Below are 19430 nucleotides of genomic sequence, written 5' to 3'. Positions count from 1 at the left end.
CAATTTATTGATTTACTTTTACCATTGATGGTCTTAATACTCTATCTTTTAACTTATAACCTTTTTGTAATTCTTGAGTAATATCACCAGATTTGAAATCTGGATTATCATCTTGAACTACTGCTTGGTGGAAGTTAGGGTCAAAAGCTTGACCTTCTGTTTCAATTTCTTCTAAACCATTATCTTTAAGTGCTCTTAGTAAACTTTCGTGTACCATTTGAACACCTTTTTGAAGTGATTTAAATGATTCATCATCACCTTCAATTTGTAGTGCACGTTCAATATTATCAATCGTTGGTAAAATATCCGTTAAAACACGTTGAGATTGATAAGTTTTATTTGTTTCATTTTCTTTCTGAATTCGTCTTTTATAATTTTCGAATTCAGCGTATAATCTTAAATATTTTTCTTCATTTTCATTAGCTTTTAATTGTAATTGCTGAATTTCTTCATCTTTAGGATCAACTGCAGTTTCTTCAGAACTTTCTTCGTTCGAACTGTCGTTAGATGAATTATCACTATCAGAAGTAGTATCTTCAACATTTTCAACTGTTGATGTTTCTTCGTTCTTTACTTCTTGTTCTTCAGTATATTCAGAATTACTTTTTACTGATTCATCTTTTTCTGTCATTTTTTACCCTCCAATATAATTACGATTAAAATCACCATATTTGGTTAAGTAATTGAATCACATTCTGATAACGCATTGCTGTAGGTCCAATAACCGCAATTTGACCTTTCAATGAATTGTCGAAGTGATATTGACTCGTTACAATCGATATATCACTAAGGCTTTCATCAATCTCTTTTCCAATCTTAACGTTAATATCATTAGTTGAAATTGTCTGTAGTAATTCAGTGATTCTTTCAGATTCTAGATATTGCAAAATTGGTTGAATTGACGAAACATTAGATTCATTTAACGCATCAATTAGTTTAACCTTTCCACCTAAGAAAATGCTATTACTTTGTTTGCTAATATGAGAATTTATCATCTTAACAATGTCATTAATGAATTGATTTTCTTCATTTGAGTTCGCGAAAGAACGAATTTTATCTGATAGTTTAGCGCTTATTTCTATATTATTATTACTAATAAAATTAGAAATGGCGATTAATCTATTGGATGATAACTCAAGTGAAGAATTCAAGTGAAAATGCTCAACATGACCAGAATTATAAATAATTACTAAAATCATGATTGAATCATTTGCCTTAATTAAATGAACATTATTAATCATTTCTTCACTATGTTTTGGACGAACAACTAATGTTGCATAATGAGATTTCATTGATAACTCATTTGCGAAGTAACTTAATGCTGAAGAAATATCATAGTGATTCTCAATCAATAGTTGATTTAAACGTTGTATTTTATTTTTGTTTTGACGAGAGGTTTGTTTTAACAATTGATCGACATAAAGTCTAAACCCTTCTTCGGAAGGTGAACGCCCTGAAGAAGAATGCGTCTTCTCTAAAAAGTTCAAATCTTCAAGTTGCTTCATCTCATTCCTTATTGTTGCAGGACTGACATCTAAATGATGTCTATCAATTAAAGCTTTAGAACCTATAGGTTGTCCTAAATCAACATAATCTTCAACAATTGTATTTAAAATGCTTAATTGTCTTTGTGTAATCATGTTTTCACCTCATTAGCACTCTTTTGTCCTAAGTGCTAATTATAATTTATCAAATTGGTCAAAGTAAGTCAACGTTAAAGCCTTACTTTTTTAATTTTTTATTAGTTTAGTAAGAAAGCCTCAAATACTTCGTTTCCTATAACCTTTCCTCTTGGGGTTAGTGAGATATTTCCATTCATTTCAATTAGAAGGTGTCTTGATTTTAAATCTTTAACCGTTTCTCCAAATATTGCATCAAGTGATTGACCAAATTTCAACTCGAAACGTTCGCGATTTACACCTTGATTCATTCTCAGACCTAAAAACATTTCTTCTTCCATCTTTTCATTCAAGGTTGGTCGATTAGAAGTTAGTATAGGCCGTTTGCCATCATTAATTGCATTAATATAATGTTGAACCGGATTTAAATTTGTATAGCGTTCGCCTTCAACGTATCCACTTGCACCTGCTCCAAAACCGTAATATTCTTCGTTTAACCAATACACTTTATTATGTTCAGATTCATGATTCGTTTTAGCAAAGTTAGAAATTTCATATTGCTTAAAGTCGGTTTGACTTAATGCTTTCATTAGATATTGGTACATTTCAGCACCTAAATCTTCATTTGGTAATTTTAGTTTCCCTTTTCGATACATATTATAAAACTGTGTCTTAGGTTCAAGTATTAAACCGTAACTTGAAATATGGTCAATATCCATATTGATTGCTTGATTTAAGCTGTCTGCAAAATCCTCTATCGTTTGTTCAGGTAAATGATACATTAAATCAAGGCTTATAGAATTGATACCAGCTTTCCTAGCATTATTTACTGCATTATAGATATCTTGAGTGTTATGTGTTCGTCCTAATATTTTTAATAGCTCTGGTTTAAATGTTTGAACACCCATTGAAATACGATTAACACCATACTGTTTAAGTAACTTTACTTTATTAAAAGTTAGTTCATCTGGATTTGCTTCAAAACTGAACTCTCCATTGATTGAAAAAGTTGAAGTAATAGCTTGTAATAATCTTTCAAGTTGCATGTCATTCAGTGCTGTTGGCGTACCTCCTCCAACGTACATTGTCTCAAGGTGTTTTGTTTTACTAAACGACATTTCTTTTATTAATGCGGATAAATATTCATCTACTGGCTGTTTATCAATATAATATTTATTAAAATCACAATAAGTACAAATTCTGACACAAAAAGGTATGTGTATGTACGCACTTTTAACTTCCAATGTTACACCCCTTCTATAACTTAAAAAAAGAGATTGAGACTTAGTAATATAAGTTAGTAGTTTCTTTATCAATAATATTCATTATTGTTATGGTATCTACCAATTTATATTCGTCTCGACCTCTTTTATGTTCTATTCATCATCCATTTTTAGTACAGCTAGGAATGCATCTTGTGGAATTTCAACACTACCAACTGCTTTCATTTTCGCTTTACCTGCTTTTTGTTTTTCGAGTAATTTACGCTTACGACTAATATCCCCACCATAACATTTAGATAAAACATTTTTACCCATTGATTTAATATTAGTTCTTGCAACGATTTTTTGTCCAATTGCAGCTTGCACTGGAACTTCAAATTGTTGACGCGGAATAAGTGTTTTTAATTTTTCAACTAATGCTTTGCCTCGTTCATAAGCAAAATCTTTATGAACGATAAAGCTTAGTGCATCTACTTTATCACCATTTAATAAAATATCCATCTTCACTAAATTACTTTCTTTATTTTCAATAAACTCATAATCAAACGAAGCGTATCCTTTAGTATTAGATTTAAGTTGATCGAAGAAATCAAAAACAACTTCAGAAAGTGGTATTTCATAAACGATATTCACTCGAATATCATCTAAATAATCCATATTAATAAATTGACCACGTTTACGTTGACACAACTCCATTACTGCTCCTACATAGTCATTCGGAACCATCATGGTCGCTTTCACATAAGGTTCATAAATCGCATCAATTTTGTCTCTTTCTGGCATTTGTGCGGGATTATCTACTGTGACTTCTGAACCATCTTTCATTACACATTGATAAATAACTGATGGCGCAGTAGCAATTAATTCAATGCCAAATTCTCTTTCAATGCGCTCTTGAATAATTTCCATGTGAAGCATGCCTAAAAATCCAGTTCTAAAACCAAAACCGAGTGCTTGAGAAGATTCTGGTTCAAACTCTAATGACGCATCATTTAATTGTAACTTTTCAAGAGCTTCTCTTAAATCATTATAGTCCTTGTTTTCAATTGGGAACAAACCACAATAAACCATTGGGTTCATTTTTTTATATCCTTTTAGCGGTGCTTCAGCTGGTCTGTTTGCATGTGTTATCGTATCACCTACACGTGAATCATCGACATTTTTGATACTTGCAATAATATAACCAACATCACCTACAGTTAGTTCTTCAATAGGTAATTGTTTAGGTGTGTTGATACCTACCTCACTAACTTCAAATTCTTTACCTGTTGCCATCATTTTAATTCTATCTCCAGCTTTAACAACGCCTTCCATCACGCGAATTGATGAAATAACGCCTCTATAAGGATCATATTCTGAATCGAAAATTAAAGCTTTTAATGGGGCGCTTGGGTCACCTTCAGGTGGTGGCACTACTTCTACAATTTTCTCTAAAATATCTTCGATACCAATATTTGATTTAGCACTAGCAAGTACGACATCATCTTGATCTAAACCAATCACATCTTCTAATTCTTGTTTAACCCTTTCAGGTTCAGCGGCAGGGAGATCGATTTTGTTAACGACTGGTAATAATTCTAAATCGTTATCAAGTGCTAGATACACATTTGCCAATGTTTGTGCTTCAATACCCTGTGCTGCATCTACTACTAAAATTGCACCTTCACATGCAGCTAGGGATCTAGAGACCTCATATGAAAAGTCTACGTGTCCTGGTGTATCAATTAAATGGAAAGTATAAGTTTGTCCATCACTTGCTTCATATTTTAATCGTACGGCATTTAATTTGATTGTAATACCACGTTCTCTTTCAAGATCCATTGAATCTAATAATTGATCTTGCATTTCTCTTGTTTCTACAGATTTAGTATTTTCTAATATTCTATCTGCTAATGTTGATTTACCATGATCAATATGAGCAATAATAGAAAAATTTCGTATATTTTCTCTTCTGTTATAGCGTTCTTGCATATCCATAGCCTATCATTCTCGCTTTCATAAAATTAGCCCGTATATGTATACATCTTTGATATGATATCGTTTTTAATGATTAATTGCAAACGTATCCTTACTATTAAATGTTAAAACATGATTATAAAATCACTTGCGTTAGTCGTATATAATTTTAGAATATATACTCATTATAAAGTGTTAAAGTGGGCATTCCAACAGTAATTATGATTTAATTGAGATTTTAATTATGCTATATTTAATTAAGGATTGCACAAATATGTTAGTTTTGATAAAATATTTCTTGTTGTAATCAAAATAAAATTTGATATGCTTAAGATCACTTTTAGGAGGTGACAGTAATGCCAAATATTAAATCTGCTATTAAACGTGTTAAAACAACTGAAAACGCAGAAGCTCGTAATATTTCACAAAAAAACGCTATGCGTACTGCTGTGAAAAATGCTAAAACAGCAATCAACAATAACGCTGATAACAAAGCTGAATTAGTTAACTTCGCAATCAAATCAGTTGATAAAGCTTCACAAAGTAACTTAATTCACTCAAACAAAGCTGATCGCATTAAATCACAATTAATGTCATCAAGTAAATAATGTGTAAAAAAGCGCGGAACTATGTTCCGTGCTTTTTTGCATTTAAATATATAACTAGGGATTGATTACAAATTTAAAGGGATAGAATAAATAACTCAAGTATTAGTTGTTTGTCCATATATGACGACTTTAGTTTGTAATCTGTTTCTGCGCAGTTATCTATTATATTTAATAATTCTTTTAACTCATAATAACGAACTTGATTTAATGCTAACTTAACTCTATATGGATGCACATTAATTGTTTTAGCAATCTGTTGCCCACTATACCCTTTTTGAGCTAATATTTTACATTGGTAATACAATCTATAGTTACTTGTAATAAGTGCAAGTAATTTAATAGGTTCCTCTTTCATAACGATTAAATCTTTTACAAGTTGTATAGCTTTGTCTTTTTCATTTTTTTGAATATATTCTGTTAATAGAAAAACATTTTGTTCTAAGCTTCTGTTAATAATTAAACTTACATCATTTTTATTAATAGTAGATCTGTCACCTAAGAATAAAATGAGTTTATCTAGTTCTTGAGAAACGATATTGAAATTCACACCAGTTAATTCAATAAATAGGTTTAGCGCATCTTGCTTTATATCTTTGAAATTCTCATGTAGTTGATTTTGAATCCAGGACTTAATTTCTTGTTCTGACATTTGTTCTACTTTGGTTAGATTACTGGTCTTTTTTAATGATTTAGTTAATTTCTTTCTTTCATCTAATTTATTGCTATAGATTTCAAAAATGACTAAATTATCACCATCATACTTCTCTAAAAATTCTATAACTTGTTCATTGTTCGGCTGTAAATCTTTATTAACTTTTTCGCCAGTAAATATAAATGAATTTTTAACAACAATTACTTTCTTTTCAGATATAAATGGCATTGTTAATGCCTCTTCAATAATTGTCGAAATATTTGTTTCATAAAGGTTAAATTTTATAAAATTAAAGTCATCTCTGTCCTCATTTAAGAATGCATTTGTCAGTTCGTTACTTTTCTTTTCTACTAATTCAGGCACTTCACCATATATAGCCATAATATTGTTTGTCATAATTGTGAACTCCCTTTTAAAATATCAAACATTGATAATTATATCATGCTTGGGTAAAGCGTCACCAGTTCAATCAATTTGATTAGATGTAATATTCATATTGTGATCCAAATCTATTGTTATTTCTCCAACGTCTTGAGTGTTCAAAATTTTACTGTTTACCGACTTTAACGTCTGCAACGTTTCTTTATTTGGCAAATGATATTTATTGTTTTTACCACTTGAGATAATACTAATAGTCGGTTTAATAGACTTTATAAATACTTCCGAACTACTTGTTTTACTTCCGTGATGTCCTACTTTCAATATATCCACGGTAGGAAGTTGATATAATTTCATCAATTTAGCTTCATTATTTTTCGTCGCGTCACCCAATAAAATCATTTTGTAGTTTTGATATTCAATAAGTAAAATAATGCTATGCTCATTTTTATCATCACTTGAAGGAATATCTCCGTGAAGGAATGAAATTTTACCGTTATTGAATTGGATAGAATCTATTTCTTTAGCATCTACTAATTGGATATTGTTATTTTTACACAAACGTATGAGTCTTGTTAGTTCTACTTCTGAATAGCTATATACATGAATATATAACTTTTTGATTCTTATGTGTTGAATGATGTAAGGTAGCTCGCCAATATGATCTGCATGTGGATGCGTAATAATTAAATGATCTATTGAGGTAATACTTTTACGTTTTAATGTAGGTAAAATATGATATTTGGCTATATTATGATTATCTATCGTACCTTCTCTAATTTCCTTACCACCAGTATCAACCATAACAGTTTCTTTCGTACTTGTTTGAAATATTAAACTATCCCCTTGCCCAACATTAAAAAAAGTAATTGTACTCGTGTTAGGTTGGATATTAAAAATGCATAAAGATATAAACAAGACACATAGTAATACGAGTGATTTTATTTTTTTATGGCATAAAAAGATGAATATTAGTATTATCAATACTACAAAAAGCACATATTCAAAAGATGATTTAGGTGCAATAAAAACTTGATAAAATTTAAATTTCAAAAATAATTCTAAGAGGTAATCGTGTAAGATATATATTTTATTGAATATTGCACCAAATAAAGGTATATCATTAACAAAATGATAAGTAAAAAATAATAATATTGCTAATGGGAAAATAATAAAACTATATAAAGGAACAAATAGTATATTAGAAAATAAGCCTATCCATTGTAATTGGTTAAAATGAAAAATTGAGATGATTGAAGAAGAAAGCTGAGCTATTAAAGTAAGGATAATAATATTATTAAAAAAAGATAACTGTCTTATAAGTGGAAAGGAAACTAGAATAAAAAATGAAATAATAAATGAAAATTGAAAGCCTATATCATACAAATAGTCAGGTGTTATTAAAATCATAATGATAAAGATTAGACCTAAAATATCAATGGTCGACATTTTAGACTTATTAGAAATGAGAATGACGGTTATCGTAGCTAAAATTGCTCTCAATGCACTTGGTGCAAAATCGGTATAATATGCGAATATAATTAGAAATATGATAATTAAACCGTTAATAATCACTTTGGGTATATTAAGTCTAACTAGAGGTTGATATATAAGATAAGAAATAGTAGCAATATGCGACCCACTCACTGCTAATAAATGATAAATGCCTATGTCCTTGACCTTATCAATAAATTCGGTACTAATGCCATGGATATCACCACTAATTAAAGCAGTAATATATTCAGGATGCGATAGGCTTGAGTGAGCCAATTTTTGAGTAATATACGACGAATGCTTTTCAAATACATTTGAATTTTTAGTGATTTGGCACGTATTCGTGACTACTTTGTTAACAGAAACATAAGGGGTGTGATTTAAAACATTAACAATTTTACCTTTAATAACACATGATTTATTTTCAATGTCTTTTTCACTTAATTGATTGGTATTTAAGTGAAAAACGTACGATTGATCTTTGATAGTAAATTTACCTTTTAATTGCTTTCCTTGACGATCGATATTAGATCCAAATTCGACTTTGGTAAATATGTTAGGGTTTTTCTTGAAGAAATCATCTTTACTTATACTGTTTTCATAGTGAAAATGTTCAAAACTCACACCACAAAATACACAAATAATCATTATTAATATATGATGCATTTTAAATCTTCTTTGCGTTGAAATGATAACTAATAAAATAATAATCAAACACGACATTAATTTTAAATGTATCCATAGAATACCTATGAGAAAGGACAATGCAAAATAAATCATATATTAGTTAGTTAAATATTGAGCCACATTTCGAGCTGAAAAAGGTATTTTTTTGTATTCAATACCAGCTTGGTTTAATAATTGCAGCGCATATTCGTGATTGTGATAATCTTCAGCATAATATATTTGTTTAATGCCTGCTTGTATAATAGATTTTGTGCAATTAAGACATGGAAAGTGAGTGACATAGATAGTAGCACCATCTGTTGAAACACCCTGCTTAGCACATTGTAATAAAGCATTCATTTCGGCATGTATGGTTCTGATACAATGGCCATCTTCAATTAAGCATCCTTCATCAATACAATGCACCTCACCAGCAACAGATCCATTATATCCCCCTGCTATAATTCTATTGTCTTTTACTATAGTTGCCCCTACTGACAATCTTTGGCAAGTTGATCTTAGAGCAAGTAAATGGCTTTGCGCCATGAAATATTCGTCCCATTTTAATCTTTGCATTAAATTCACTCCGATTCAAATTTATTATCATTATTATAGAATATCTTTATATTTAAGCCAATCAACAAAGTTAGATTGTAATATAATCTTTAATCTTTTCGAAAGTTTTGTCACCGATGCCCTTGATATTTTTTATATCTTCTATTGAATGAAACTGGTTATTCTTTGACCTGTAATCTAAAATTTCTTTGACTTTTGTCGGTCCTACGCCTGGAATCTTAAGCAAATCAGTTTCACTCGCAGTATTCAAATTTATTTTGTCAGTAGTTAATGAATTTAAAGGTTTTGTATTACTACGCTTATTATTATCATCACTATGCGTTATAGTATTTTTCATTTCACTGGTGGATGGTATGTAAATCAATTTTTGATCTGTTAATTTTTCAGATAAATTGACTTGTGTCAAATCAGCATCTTTTTGTAATTTAGCTTTTTCTAATACATCTTTAATTCTATCTGACCCTTTCATTTTATATACATCAGGGTGCTCAACAGCGCCTTTGATATCTACAATTACCGTTTTATTTTCATCAATACCATTATTCAACTCATCTTTCTTAGTTGCATCATTAATATGTCTAGATGATTGATGTGTATTATTTTTTTCTTTTGAATTGCTTTGCGATGAAACGATTGGCATGTCATTGCTTGTTTCTTTAACAGGTTTAAGAAACATTAGTGTACATGCGATAGCTATTATAATGGTCAAAGTGATCATCAGTTGAAATTTCCATTGCTTGATAAACGCCAATAATTCTATTTTATCTTTAAACAAAAAACTCATCTCCTTATATATATAAACGTTTAAGGAGATGAGTTTACTTTATTTATAAGCTACGATAAATAAACGATCGCCGTTTTCATCGTGATTATTGCGATTAAAGTCGATAAATGTTTCGAATGCTTTAAATCCAATTGTCTTTAATAAACTAATGTAAGTATCTTTTTTAAAGGTTCTTTGATAGTGCGATTCATCAAATCGCTGATAAGTATCATCAGTATTTTTTACAAAGAAACTCATGTCGTGATACACACTATAAGGTTCATCACCAACAATAGCTTCCCATGCTAAAAAGATTGACTCATTCTCATCAATGTAACATTGATTATGAAACAACGTATTCATCTTTTGAATAGTATGGACATCAAATATAAAAACACCAGTTTCTGATAAATGATTAAAAACATTGATAAATGTTTCATTTACATCTTCGATATCAGGTAAATAATTCAGTGAATCACAAAATATTGTTATTACATCAAATTTAGTATTGAATGAAAAATCGGTCATATCGCCTTCTAACCATGTTACTTGATTAGATTTATTAGCAGCAATGGAGAGCATCTCTGAGCTTAAATCCATTCCTGTAACCGAACCAATAGTACTTAGCTGAGCAGTTAAACTGCCAGTTCCACAACCAATATCAAGAATTTTCGGCTTATGACTGAGTTCTTGCGTATAATGGTTCACGATTTCAAACCACTTGTCATAAGGTTGATCTTGCGTAAGTTGATCATAAACTAAGCTCATTTCACCATATTGAGCCATCTAATATGCAACCTGCCCATATGATTCTATTGGCGCATCTTGATATAGCTTCTCAATATTATAATAATTACGTTCATCTTTATGGAAGATGTGGACCACAACATCTGCTAAATCAATTAAAACCCATCTAGCACTTTGATACCCTACCATACGTTTTACATCAATAGCTTGTTCATGTGCTGCCTCTTTAACTGCTCTAGCAATTGATTGAACTTGACGCTCATTATTACCGTGACAAACAACGAAATAGTCTGTCATGTCACTGATACCTTTCATATTAAGAGAAACAATATCTTCTGCTTTTTTATTTTCTGTCGCATCGACAGCAATATTTAATAATTCTTCTGAATTCATTTAATCATCCTTTATCCTTTGATCACTATAATTATAATAGTTTAAACATGAAATCGTTGTGCCATAAACGGTTATATCCTTACTAATTAGGAACAGTACTGTTCGCTTAGAAATTTCATAAATTGTTTTATCTAAGCTACCTTGATTGTATGCCATATCTCTAATTTCTTCAACTCCTGGGGTTTTTCTTCCAGGCTCGATATAATCAGCAATAAACACAAGTTTTTCAGTTTTAGTCATTTCTTTTCGACCAGTTGTGTGATTCTTGATTGCAAGAAGCACTTCCTCGTCTTCAATACCAAATTCTGATTGCATGATAGCAGCACAGACTGGCCCGTGTAAGATTTCTCCACCATAACTTAATAGTTCACTATCTAAATCGTGTTGTCTCACAATTTGGTACATTGTGCTTAGGTCATCATACTTGCAATAATCATGCAATACACCCGCTAAGTTAGCTTTATCTTTATCACCATCATAAATTTCTGCAAGTTTTACTGCGGTTTCAGCTACTCTCAATGAGTGCTTAAAACGTTTCTCCGGTAGTTTATCTTTAACGAGTTCAATCGCTTTATCAATTTTCATAAAATCCTTCCTCTCTTATATAGTCGTGAATACTACGAGGAACCAAGATATTTATTGGTTGTTTATTTTTTACACGATTTCGAATCAATGATGAACTAATATCCATTCGCGGTATATTAACCGATATCATTGACTCGTCGACCTCTTGATAATTAACATCTCTGTTCACAATTACAAACGTAATGAGTTGTTTTAACTTTTCAATTTTATACCATTTATCTAATTGTTTATACTGATCTGTTCCGATAATGAAATAGATATCCGCATCTTTTTCATTATTAACGATATCTTTTAGCGTTTCATAAGTGTAACTTTGACCTTTTCTCTCAAGTTCAATTTCACATATTTCACCAAAACCTAATTCTTCAATAGCAAGTTGAATCATTTTGATTCGATATTTAGCATCTAAATAGTCATCATGCGTTTTCAAAGGTGCCATATAACTTGGTAAAAAATAAAATTTGTCAGGTTTAAGTTGATGATAGACTTCATTTGCAACTAATAAGTGTGCAGTATGAATTGGGTTGAATTGACCACCATAAAGCACTATTGATTTTTTATTCATCATTTATGGTAATGTGATTTCTTTATTATCAACTGATTCTCTATAAATGACAATCATCGAACCAATCACTTGAACAACTTCACTATTAGTTGCATCACTTAATGTTGACGCTAATTCATTTTTATCATCAAAGTTATTTTGTAACACATGTATTTTAATTAACTCGCGATTTTCAAGTGTATCATCAATCTGAGCAATCATATTGTCATTAATGCCTGCTTTACCAATTTGAAAAATAGGATCTATATTGTGAGCTAAACTTCTTAAATATCTTTTTTGTTTTCCAGTTAACATATTAAACTCCTTTTAATTTGTTTAGTACTGCATATTTCATTTCTAATATATTAGGCTGTTTGCCGGTCCAAATTTTAAAACTTTCAGCGCCTTGGTTTATGAACATATCCAAGCCATTATAAACCGTATTGCCTTTGAGTTCTGCTTCTTTTAAAAATTTAGTCTTATATGGAATATAAATAATATCACTAACGAGTGTACTTGATGATAAATTATCTAAGCTAATAACAATATCCTCGTTATTATTTAATCCAGCAGATGTCGTATTGATTATAATATCAAATTCATCTAAATATTGTTCTGCTTGTTCTAATGAAATTGCATTAATATCCATATCCCACGTCTCAAATCTACGCATTGTTCTGTTAGCGATTGTTAATTTGGGTTGTACAATTTTACTGAGTTCATTTGCAATTCCCTTACTAGCACCACCAGCACCAAGGATTAAAACATAAGCATTTTCTAAATCGGGATAAACTTGTTTCAAGCCCATCACATAACCAATACCATCTGTATTATAACCTATCCATTTATTATTAATAATTTTCACAGTATTAACGGCTCCAACAGCTTTTGCTTGGTCATCAATTTCATCCAGATAAGGAATAATTCTTTCCTTATGCGGAATCGTAACATTGAATCCATTAATATGGTTATCTTCAATAATTTGTCTAATATCATGGAAGTCTTGTGTGGGAATGTGCAACGCTTCGTATGTGTCTTCCATATTTAATGATTCAAAATTAACTTGATGCATGACTGGAGATAATGAATGCGATACGGGATCACCTATTACTGCATACTTCATAAATAACCCACCTTACATTATTGAATTTCTTAGGATTACATCAACATTTTTAGGGACACGTACAATAACTTTTGCACCTGCTTCAATCGTTATAAATCCTAGTCCTGATATCATTATGTCTTTCTTTTCCTTACCAGTTTCAAGACGTACAGCTTTTGTTTCACTCATGTCGAAGTGGTCAGGATTATTTGGTGGTGTCAAAACATTACCAATTTGATTACGCCATAAATCATTTGCCTTTTCCGTTTTAGTTCGATGTATATTCAAATCATTTGAAAAATAACAAACGAGTGGTCTTTTTCCACCTGAAACATAATCAATTCTAGACAGTCCACCAAAGAATAACGTTTGTCCTTCATTAAGTTGAAAAACTCTTTGTTTTATTTCATTTTTAGGCACGATTATTTTTAATTCTTTCTCAGATACATAGTGTGTCATTTGATGAGACTGAATAATACCCGGCGTATCGTACATGAATGTTTTTTCATCTAGAGGTATATCGATTAAATCTAATGTAGTTCCTGGAAATCTAGAAGTGGTTACAACATCTTTTTCGCCCACACTTTGTTCAATCAATTTATTTATAAGTGTTGATTTACCTACATTCGTAGTACCGACAATATACACATCTTGATTATGTCTATGCTTATCAATCGATGCTAATAAATCTTCGATTCCCCAACCTTTTTGTGCAGAAATAAGTATAACGTCGTCAGCTTCTAAACCATATTTTCTAGCAGTTTTTTTGAGCCACTCTTTTACACGACGTTTATTAATTTGCTTAGGTAAAAGATCTAATTTATTAGCGGCTAATATTATTTTTTTATTGCCTACAATTCGTTTCAAGGCATTGATAAATGAACCTTCAAAATCGAAAATGTCAACAACATTCACAATTATTCCTTGTCGGTCAGATAATTCATTGAGTAAATTTAAAAAATCTTCACTATCCATTCCGACATCTTGAATTTCATTATAATTTTTCAATCTGAAACAACGTTGACAAATAACGTCCTCTCTAAAAAGGTTATGTTCTGGAACATATCCAGGTGCACTTTTATCATCAGATTGAAGTGGTGCACCGCATCCAATACATTTTAATGTGTCATCCAATCAATTTTCCTCCCATGTGATATAGCCTTTATTTTTAAAGTAATTTAATAATCGACGCTCAATAATACGGTTGAATTTAGTAATAAATCCATCTGTACGTTTCACAGGCACAACCATAATTGTATATAAGCCATTACGATTACCACCAAAAACATCCGTTAACATTTGGTCTCCAATTACGATGGTTTCCTCAGGTTTGATATTCATTTGTTTGATGGCTTTTTTAAATGCTTTGCCCATAGGTTTTCTTGCTCTAAAAATGAAATCTACATTTAAGTCTTTAGAAAAGCTTGAAACTCTATCTTCATTATTATTAGATACAATAGTTATTGTAATACCTAATTCATTTGCTTTTTTAAACCATTGTTGTATTTCTATAGTTGGCGATTTTACATCCCACCCAATTAATGTATTATCTAAGTCTGTAATAATACCTTTAAAACCAGCCTTAGCTAATTTTTCAATATCGATTTGAAATACAGACTTAACGTAATCATTTGGCATAAAATATTTCTTTATTAATCCCATTTATTTATCACCTTTATTAATATTTATAAAACTTTAATGAGTGCTTCAACTATTGAACTTGATGATTTAGCAGCTTTACCGAGGAATTCCTCGAAAGATATATCTGCTTTACCATTCGCTAAATCGGATACTGCACGTGTCACGATAAATGGAACATGGAATTGGTAGCATGTCTGTGCAATTGCAGTTGCCTCCATTTCAACAGCCATAGCATTAGGAAATTGTCGTTTAATCGTTAAACGTTGCTCAACACTTCCAATAAAACTATCACCACTCACAATTTGGCCTATTTTAGCAGTGTAATTTTGTTGTTTAATAACTTGTTCAGCTAGGTTTAATAGTTCGTGATTTGACTCAAATTTAGAAGGCATTTGAGGTACTTGTCCAAATTCGTAACCAAATGCAGTTGCATCAACATCATGATATTGTACATCATTACTAATCAACATATCTCCTACAGATAAGCTTTCATCTAGCGCACCTGCCGATCCAGTATTGATAATGAGTCTAGGATTAAATTTCTCAATTAATAATGTTGTTGAAATAGCGGCATTCACTTTACCAATCCCACTTTGCGTTAAAACAACTTCTGTTGTATTTAATTTCCCTCTATAAAATTTAACATGTGCAACAGAAATTTCATTCATCTCTGTTAATTTATCTTTTAAAATAGCTACTTCTTCTTCCATAGCTCCTATAATTCCTATCATATTTACACCTCAGTCTTTATCTTAGCAATTGCTATTTTATCATATAATTTCATTCATCACGACAATGTTTCATCACTCCGTATTTAAAATAATAAATTCCTTACACATTCATCTCTTTTTATAAATTTTACTAGTGAAAAAGAGAATAAATTCTACAAAAAAAGAGTGAGATGGAATTCAATTTGAATTCAAAATCTCACCCTTCTTATGTGTAATTTAAATTGAGAAAAGCATACTACCACTAACTTCTTAGCTCAATATTTCATAGTGAATTTAATCAGATATTTTTATAAAAGTATTAATCTATAACCCAGAATTTTAAGCAAATCTAATGCAATATGTCTTATACCGTAGAAAAGCTATTTATCCTTTCCAAAGTGCAGCTAAATCTTGTAATGAGAAGATACCTGTTACAATAGTTACAATGACTGCTACAACACCAAAGATTAGCATCCATGTTGGATGTTTGTAATCTCCAACAATATCTTTTTTACGACTTGCAATAAGTATCGCTCCAAGTGTGATAGGTAAAATCCAACCATTAATTGCACCAGCAATAATAAGTAAACTAATAGGTTTACCAATAAATAGGAAAATTAACGTAGAAATTACGATAAAGACGATTACAATTAGATTATTTTTAGTTAATAATGATTTATGTAATGTTCTTAAGAATGTAGCACTTGTGTATGCTGAGCCAATAACAGAAGACATGGCAGCCGCAAAGATAACGACACCGAAAATATTCTTACCAATTGGTCCAATTGCATGTTCAAATACTGAAGCAGGTGGATTATCGGCACTTAATGTTACACCCGTTACAACTACACCTAATACTGCTAAGAATAATAAAGTTCTCATAATACCTGTTGTTAATATACCTGCAATTGCAGAGCGGTTTACAAATGGTAAGAACTCTTTACCTTTCATACCAGAATCTAAAAGTCTATGTGCACCTGCGAAAGTAATGTAACCGCCTACAGTACCTCCGACTAATGTAATAATAGGTAAAATTAATTTAACCGGCTGTTCTGGCGCGAATGTGTGTACTAATGCATCACCATATGGCGGGTTTGAAACTACCATAACATATGCAACTACGAGTATCATTACAACCCCTAAAATCATTGAAACAACGTCCATGATCTTTTGACCACTTCTACTAACAAAAATTAAAATAGAGAAAATAGCTGTAATTGCAGCACCCCATTTGATATCTAATCCAAACATGGCGTTTAAACCTAAGCCTGCACCAGCAATATTACCTATATTAAATGCAAGACCCCCAAATGCAATTAATATTGAAATTAATGTTCCTAAACCAGGCATCACCTTATTTGACACTTCTTGTCCACGTAAACCAGTAACTACAAGGACACGCCAAATATTAATTTGTGCGCCTATATCAATGATAATTGAAATTAATATTGCAAATGCAAAACTAGCATAAAATTCAGCTGTGAATACAGCTGTTTGAGTAAGGAATGCTGGGCCAATAGCAGAAGTTGCCATTAGGAATACAGAACCATATAATAATCGTCTGTGATTCTTCGTGAATTTAAATTCCTTCTCATTCGGATTTATTTCTTGATTTGAATTTTGGTTAAAGTTTTCTCCCATAATTGGTCCCCCTTATAAGGATTGAATATCAATGCCTTCTTTCGTTAATTTTTCTCTAATTTGTGATACAAATTCTAAAGCATGAGCTCCATCACCATGCACACAAATCGTATTTGCTTTTAGATTGATTTCTTTTCCGTTTTTGCTAACCACTTTGTTTTCAATAACCATTTTTAAAACTTGATCTAACGCTTCTTTAGTGTTAGTGATGACTGCATCTGCCTCTTTACGACTAACGAGTTGACCATTATCTTCATATCGTCTATCAGCAAACACTTCAGATGCAGTGCGTAAACCTAAAGCTTCGGCCTCAGTAATTAGTAATGTATTTGACAATCCTACTAAGACAAGTGAAGCATCAAAATCATAAACTGCTTGTGCAATAGCACGCGCAATATTTTGATCTTTAGCCCCCATGTTATACAGTGCGCCATGTGGTTTTACATGATTAATGCGCGTTTGATGTACTTTACAGAAACCATCTAAAGCACCTAGTTGATAGATAACTAAATTATAAATTTCTTTAGGTGAAATATCCATATTTCGGCGGCCAAATCCCTTTAAATCTGGTAATCCTGGATGCGCACCTATTCCAACACCATTGTCTTTAGCGAGTTTAATAGTGTCATACATCACATTTTCATCACCTGCATGGAAGCCACAAGCAATATTAGCTGAAGTGATTAATGGAATGATTTGATTGTCACCGCCAAATGAATAATTTCCAAATGCTTCGCCTAAGTCACAATTCAAGTCTATGCGCATTATAGCTCCACTCCTTCAATAATTTGATGTTTTTCAAGGAATTTAATATCTACTTCACTAGCATCATCATCTGCATATAATGGGTAATTTAAAACTGCGTATAAAAAGTCAGCAGTTGTTGTAAAGCCTTCAATTACCATTTCATCAAGCGCTACTTTCAATTTGTTAATCGCAGTTTGTCGATCCGTATCTTTAACTATAACCTTTGCGACAAGTGAGTCATAATATGGTGATACTTGGTATCCTGGATATAGTAAAGAATCAACACGAATATTGAACCCTTGAGGTAAATGTAATTTTTTTACTTTACCTGGCGTAGGTTGGAATTTCTTCTCTGGATTTTCAGCATTGATACGCGCTTCGATTACGTGACCATTGAATACGATGTCATCTTGACCGAATGGAAGTTTACCATGTTGCATTAAATACAGTTGCGCTTGTAATAAGTCTCTATCAGCACGCATTTCTGTAACAGTATGTTCTACTTGTATACGTGCATTCATTTCTATAAAGTAATGTGCATCTTTTGTAACTAAAAATTCTATTGTACCTGCACTTCGATAATTTGAAGCTTTGGCAACGGCAACTGCATCTGCACAAATTTGTTTTCGTCTTTCCTCTGTTAATGCTGCACAAGGAGACTCTTCAATTAACTTTTGATTTTTGCGTTGTACAGAGCAATCTCTTTCTCCTAAATGTACATAGTTACCTTTTCCATCACCAATGATTTGAACTTCCACGTGTTTGGCTACAGGTATAAAAGCTTCGACATATACTCTGTCATCATTAAAGTACTTCTGCCCTTCGCTTTTTGCTTCTTTTAATGATTTTTCAAGTTGTTCAGGTTCTTTAACGATACGGATACCTTTACCGCCACCGCCACTAGCTGCTTTTAAAACGACAGGGTAACCAATTTCATCAGCAAGTTGTTTAATTTCTTCCACTGAATTGATAGCAGCTGTTGATCCAGGAATGACAGGTACTCCTGCAGCGTCTACTGTTTGACGCGCAGTTATTTTATCACCCATCAGCTCCATTGTTTTTTTACTTGGACCTATGAAATGAATATCATTTTCTTCTACCTTTTCAGCGAAAGTTGTACTTTCTGATAAAAATCCGTATCCTGGATGGATCGCATTCGCACCTGTTATTTCAGCTGCGCCAATGATACGTTCAATATTTAAATAACTATCTAAAGGATTAGCTTCTCCAATACAAACTGCTTGATCAGCTAAGCTAACATGTAAACTTTGCTCATCTCCTTTAGCATATATCGCAACAGTCTCTATGCCCATTTCACGACAGGCTCTAATAATACGGACTGCAATTTCTCCTCTATTTGCTACTAAACAACGGTACATTTAGCT

21 protein-coding genes are annotated in these 19430 nt (G+C 31.5%); 1 reads left to right on the top strand and 20 read right to left on the bottom strand.

Features of this window, described 5'->3' with window-relative positions:
• Positions 1-4: 4 nt before the first annotated feature.
• The 4 genes from grpE to lepA all read right to left on the bottom strand — a co-directional run bounded on the left by grpE (position 5) and on the right by lepA (position 4819).
• Positions 5-631, bottom strand: coding sequence for a nucleotide exchange factor GrpE (gene grpE, locus HMPREF3239_RS05185; RefSeq protein WP_053029529.1), 627 nt, complete (start codon positions 629-631; stop codon positions 5-7).
• 31 nt (positions 632-662) lie between these two features.
• Positions 663-1640, bottom strand: a complete 978-nt coding sequence (gene hrcA / locus HMPREF3239_RS05180) for a heat-inducible transcriptional repressor HrcA (protein WP_070854949.1) — start codon at positions 1638-1640, stop codon at positions 663-665.
• Positions 1641-1741: 101 nt separating this feature from the next.
• Positions 1742-2863, bottom strand: coding sequence for a radical SAM family heme chaperone HemW (hemW, locus tag HMPREF3239_RS05175; protein WP_070854948.1), 1122 nt, complete (start codon positions 2861-2863; stop codon positions 1742-1744).
• A gap of 132 nt (positions 2864-2995) precedes the next feature.
• On the bottom strand, positions 2996-4819 hold the full coding sequence (gene lepA / locus HMPREF3239_RS05170; RefSeq protein WP_070854947.1) for a translation elongation factor 4: 1824 nt from the start codon (positions 4817-4819) through the stop codon (positions 2996-2998).
• Positions 4820-5154: 335 nt separating this feature from the next.
• On the opposite strand from lepA, the gene rpsT reads away from it, so the two are divergent.
• Positions 5155-5406: a 30S ribosomal protein S20 gene (gene rpsT / locus HMPREF3239_RS05165; RefSeq protein WP_053029533.1), complete on the top strand. Its 252-nt coding sequence runs from the start codon at positions 5155-5157 to the stop codon at positions 5404-5406.
• A gap of 73 nt (positions 5407-5479) precedes the next feature.
• Here the strand turns inward: rpsT and holA are convergent, their stop codons facing one another.
• From holA to HMPREF3239_RS05085, 16 genes are all read right to left on the bottom strand, one after another.
• Positions 5480-6454, bottom strand: coding sequence for a DNA polymerase III subunit delta (gene holA, locus HMPREF3239_RS05160; protein ID WP_070854946.1), 975 nt, complete (start codon positions 6452-6454; stop codon positions 5480-5482).
• 69 nt (positions 6455-6523) lie between these two features.
• Positions 6524-8596 carry a DNA internalization-related competence protein ComEC/Rec2 gene (locus HMPREF3239_RS05155; protein WP_256323740.1) on the bottom strand — a complete coding sequence of 691 codons (2073 nt, stop codon included), beginning with the start codon at positions 8594-8596 and terminating at the stop codon, positions 6524-6526.
• A gap of 117 nt (positions 8597-8713) precedes the next feature.
• Positions 8714-9172, bottom strand: coding sequence for a ComE operon protein 2 (locus HMPREF3239_RS05150; RefSeq protein ID WP_070854944.1), 459 nt, complete (start codon positions 9170-9172; stop codon positions 8714-8716).
• A gap of 70 nt (positions 9173-9242) precedes the next feature.
• A complete protein-coding gene (locus HMPREF3239_RS05145) occupies positions 9243-9947 on the bottom strand; it encodes a helix-hairpin-helix domain-containing protein (RefSeq protein ID WP_070854943.1) in 705 nt (234 codons plus the stop codon).
• Positions 9948-9995: 48 nt separating this feature from the next.
• Positions 9996-10721, bottom strand: coding sequence for a class I SAM-dependent DNA methyltransferase (locus HMPREF3239_RS05140; RefSeq protein ID WP_070854942.1), 726 nt, complete (start codon positions 10719-10721; stop codon positions 9996-9998).
• Positions 10722-11075 carry a ribosome silencing factor gene (gene rsfS / locus HMPREF3239_RS05135; RefSeq protein ID WP_070854941.1) on the bottom strand — a complete coding sequence of 118 codons (354 nt, stop codon included), beginning with the start codon at positions 11073-11075 and terminating at the stop codon, positions 10722-10724.
• On the bottom strand, positions 11076-11660 hold the full coding sequence (gene yqeK, locus HMPREF3239_RS05130; RefSeq protein ID WP_011275620.1) for a bis(5'-nucleosyl)-tetraphosphatase (symmetrical) YqeK: 585 nt from the start codon (positions 11658-11660) through the stop codon (positions 11076-11078). It abuts the gene before it with no gap.
• Complete coding sequence (locus HMPREF3239_RS05125; protein WP_053029539.1) at positions 11650-12228, bottom strand: nicotinate-nucleotide adenylyltransferase; 579 nt, start codon at positions 12226-12228, stop codon at positions 11650-11652. The genes yqeK and HMPREF3239_RS05125 overlap by 11 nt, the downstream gene beginning before the upstream one ends.
• Positions 12229-12519, bottom strand: coding sequence for a ribosome assembly RNA-binding protein YhbY (yhbY, locus tag HMPREF3239_RS05120; RefSeq protein ID WP_016930857.1), 291 nt, complete (start codon positions 12517-12519; stop codon positions 12229-12231).
• Between the two features lies 1 nt (position 12520).
• A complete protein-coding gene (gene aroE / locus HMPREF3239_RS05115) occupies positions 12521-13327 on the bottom strand; it encodes a shikimate dehydrogenase (protein ID WP_053029540.1) in 807 nt (268 codons plus the stop codon).
• A 12-nt stretch (positions 13328-13339) separates the two neighbouring features.
• Positions 13340-14440 (bottom strand): ribosome biogenesis GTPase YqeH, encoded by a 1101-nt coding sequence (yqeH, locus tag HMPREF3239_RS05110; protein ID WP_053029541.1) that lies wholly within the window; start codon positions 14438-14440, stop codon positions 13340-13342.
• Positions 14441-14968, bottom strand: coding sequence for a YqeG family HAD IIIA-type phosphatase (locus tag HMPREF3239_RS05105; RefSeq protein WP_070854940.1), 528 nt, complete (start codon positions 14966-14968; stop codon positions 14441-14443).
• Positions 14969-14991: 23 nt separating this feature from the next.
• Positions 14992-15678, bottom strand: coding sequence for a 5'-methylthioadenosine/S-adenosylhomocysteine nucleosidase (mtnN, locus tag HMPREF3239_RS05100; RefSeq protein ID WP_053029543.1), 687 nt, complete (start codon positions 15676-15678; stop codon positions 14992-14994).
• Between the two features lie 363 nt (positions 15679-16041).
• On the bottom strand, positions 16042-17298 hold the full coding sequence (locus tag HMPREF3239_RS05095) for an NRAMP family divalent metal transporter (RefSeq protein ID WP_070854939.1): 1257 nt from the start codon (positions 17296-17298) through the stop codon (positions 16042-16044).
• A gap of 12 nt (positions 17299-17310) precedes the next feature.
• Positions 17311-18063, bottom strand: a complete 753-nt coding sequence (pxpA, locus tag HMPREF3239_RS05090; RefSeq protein ID WP_070854938.1) for a 5-oxoprolinase subunit PxpA — start codon at positions 18061-18063, stop codon at positions 17311-17313.
• Positions 18063-19424, bottom strand: coding sequence for an acetyl-CoA carboxylase biotin carboxylase subunit (locus HMPREF3239_RS05085; protein WP_070854937.1), 1362 nt, complete (start codon positions 19422-19424; stop codon positions 18063-18065). The genes pxpA and HMPREF3239_RS05085 overlap by 1 nt, the downstream gene beginning before the upstream one ends.
• Positions 19425-19430 lie beyond the last annotated feature (6 nt).

The sequence above is a fragment of the Staphylococcus sp. HMSC34C02 genome, from assembly GCF_001838705.1.
GTDB lineage: Bacteria > Bacillota > Bacilli > Staphylococcales > Staphylococcaceae > Staphylococcus > Staphylococcus borealis.
The sequence above is the reverse complement of the archived record's forward strand: the minus strand, read 5'-3'. Positions and strand labels throughout refer to the sequence as shown.

What these genes read in the sequence shown, in the direction of transcription:
- rpsT (WP_053029533.1), top strand. Translation starts at nt 5,155, where the DNA reads ATGCCAAATATTAAATCTGCTATTAAACGTGTTAAAACAACTGAAAAC.
- grpE (WP_053029529.1), bottom strand. Translation starts at nt 631, where the DNA reads ATGACAGAAAAAGATGAATCAGTAAAAAGTAATTCTGAATATACTGAA.
- yhbY (WP_016930857.1), bottom strand. Translation starts at nt 12,519, where the DNA reads ATGTTAACTGGAAAACAAAAAAGATATTTAAGAAGTTTAGCTCACAAT.
- rsfS (WP_070854941.1), bottom strand. Translation starts at nt 11,075, where the DNA reads ATGAATTCAGAAGAATTATTAAATATTGCTGTCGATGCGACAGAAAAT.
- lepA (WP_070854947.1), bottom strand. Translation starts at nt 4,819, where the DNA reads ATGGATATGCAAGAACGCTATAACAGAAGAGAAAATATACGAAATTTT.
- HMPREF3239_RS05150 (WP_070854944.1), bottom strand. Translation starts at nt 9,172, where the DNA reads ATGCAAAGATTAAAATGGGACGAATATTTCATGGCGCAAAGCCATTTA.
- aroE (WP_053029540.1), bottom strand. Translation starts at nt 13,327, where the DNA reads ATGAAGTATGCAGTAATAGGTGATCCCGTATCGCATTCATTATCTCCA.
- yqeK (WP_011275620.1), bottom strand. Translation starts at nt 11,660, where the DNA reads ATGAAAATTGATAAAGCGATTGAACTCGTTAAAGATAAACTACCGGAG.
- holA (WP_070854946.1), bottom strand. Translation starts at nt 6,454, where the DNA reads ATGACAAACAATATTATGGCTATATATGGTGAAGTGCCTGAATTAGTA.
- hrcA (WP_070854949.1), bottom strand. Translation starts at nt 1,640, where the DNA reads ATGATTACACAAAGACAATTAAGCATTTTAAATACAATTGTTGAAGAT.
- HMPREF3239_RS05095 (WP_070854939.1), bottom strand. Translation starts at nt 17,298, where the DNA reads ATGGGAGAAAACTTTAACCAAAATTCAAATCAAGAAATAAATCCGAAT.
- HMPREF3239_RS05085 (WP_070854937.1), bottom strand. Translation starts at nt 19,424, where the DNA reads ATGTACCGTTGTTTAGTAGCAAATAGAGGAGAAATTGCAGTCCGTATT.
- HMPREF3239_RS05125 (WP_053029539.1), bottom strand. Translation starts at nt 12,228, where the DNA reads ATGATGAATAAAAAATCAATAGTGCTTTATGGTGGTCAATTCAACCCA.
- mtnN (WP_053029543.1), bottom strand. Translation starts at nt 15,678, where the DNA reads ATGATAGGAATTATAGGAGCTATGGAAGAAGAAGTAGCTATTTTAAAA.
- pxpA (WP_070854938.1), bottom strand. Translation starts at nt 18,063, where the DNA reads ATGCGCATAGACTTGAATTGTGACTTAGGCGAAGCATTTGGAAATTAT.
- HMPREF3239_RS05105 (WP_070854940.1), bottom strand. Translation starts at nt 14,968, where the DNA reads ATGGGATTAATAAAGAAATATTTTATGCCAAATGATTACGTTAAGTCT.
- HMPREF3239_RS05155 (WP_256323740.1), bottom strand. Translation starts at nt 8,596, where the DNA reads ATGCATCATATATTAATAATGATTATTTGTGTATTTTGTGGTGTGAGT.
- HMPREF3239_RS05140 (WP_070854942.1), bottom strand. Translation starts at nt 10,721, where the DNA reads ATGGCTCAATATGGTGAAATGAGCTTAGTTTATGATCAACTTACGCAA.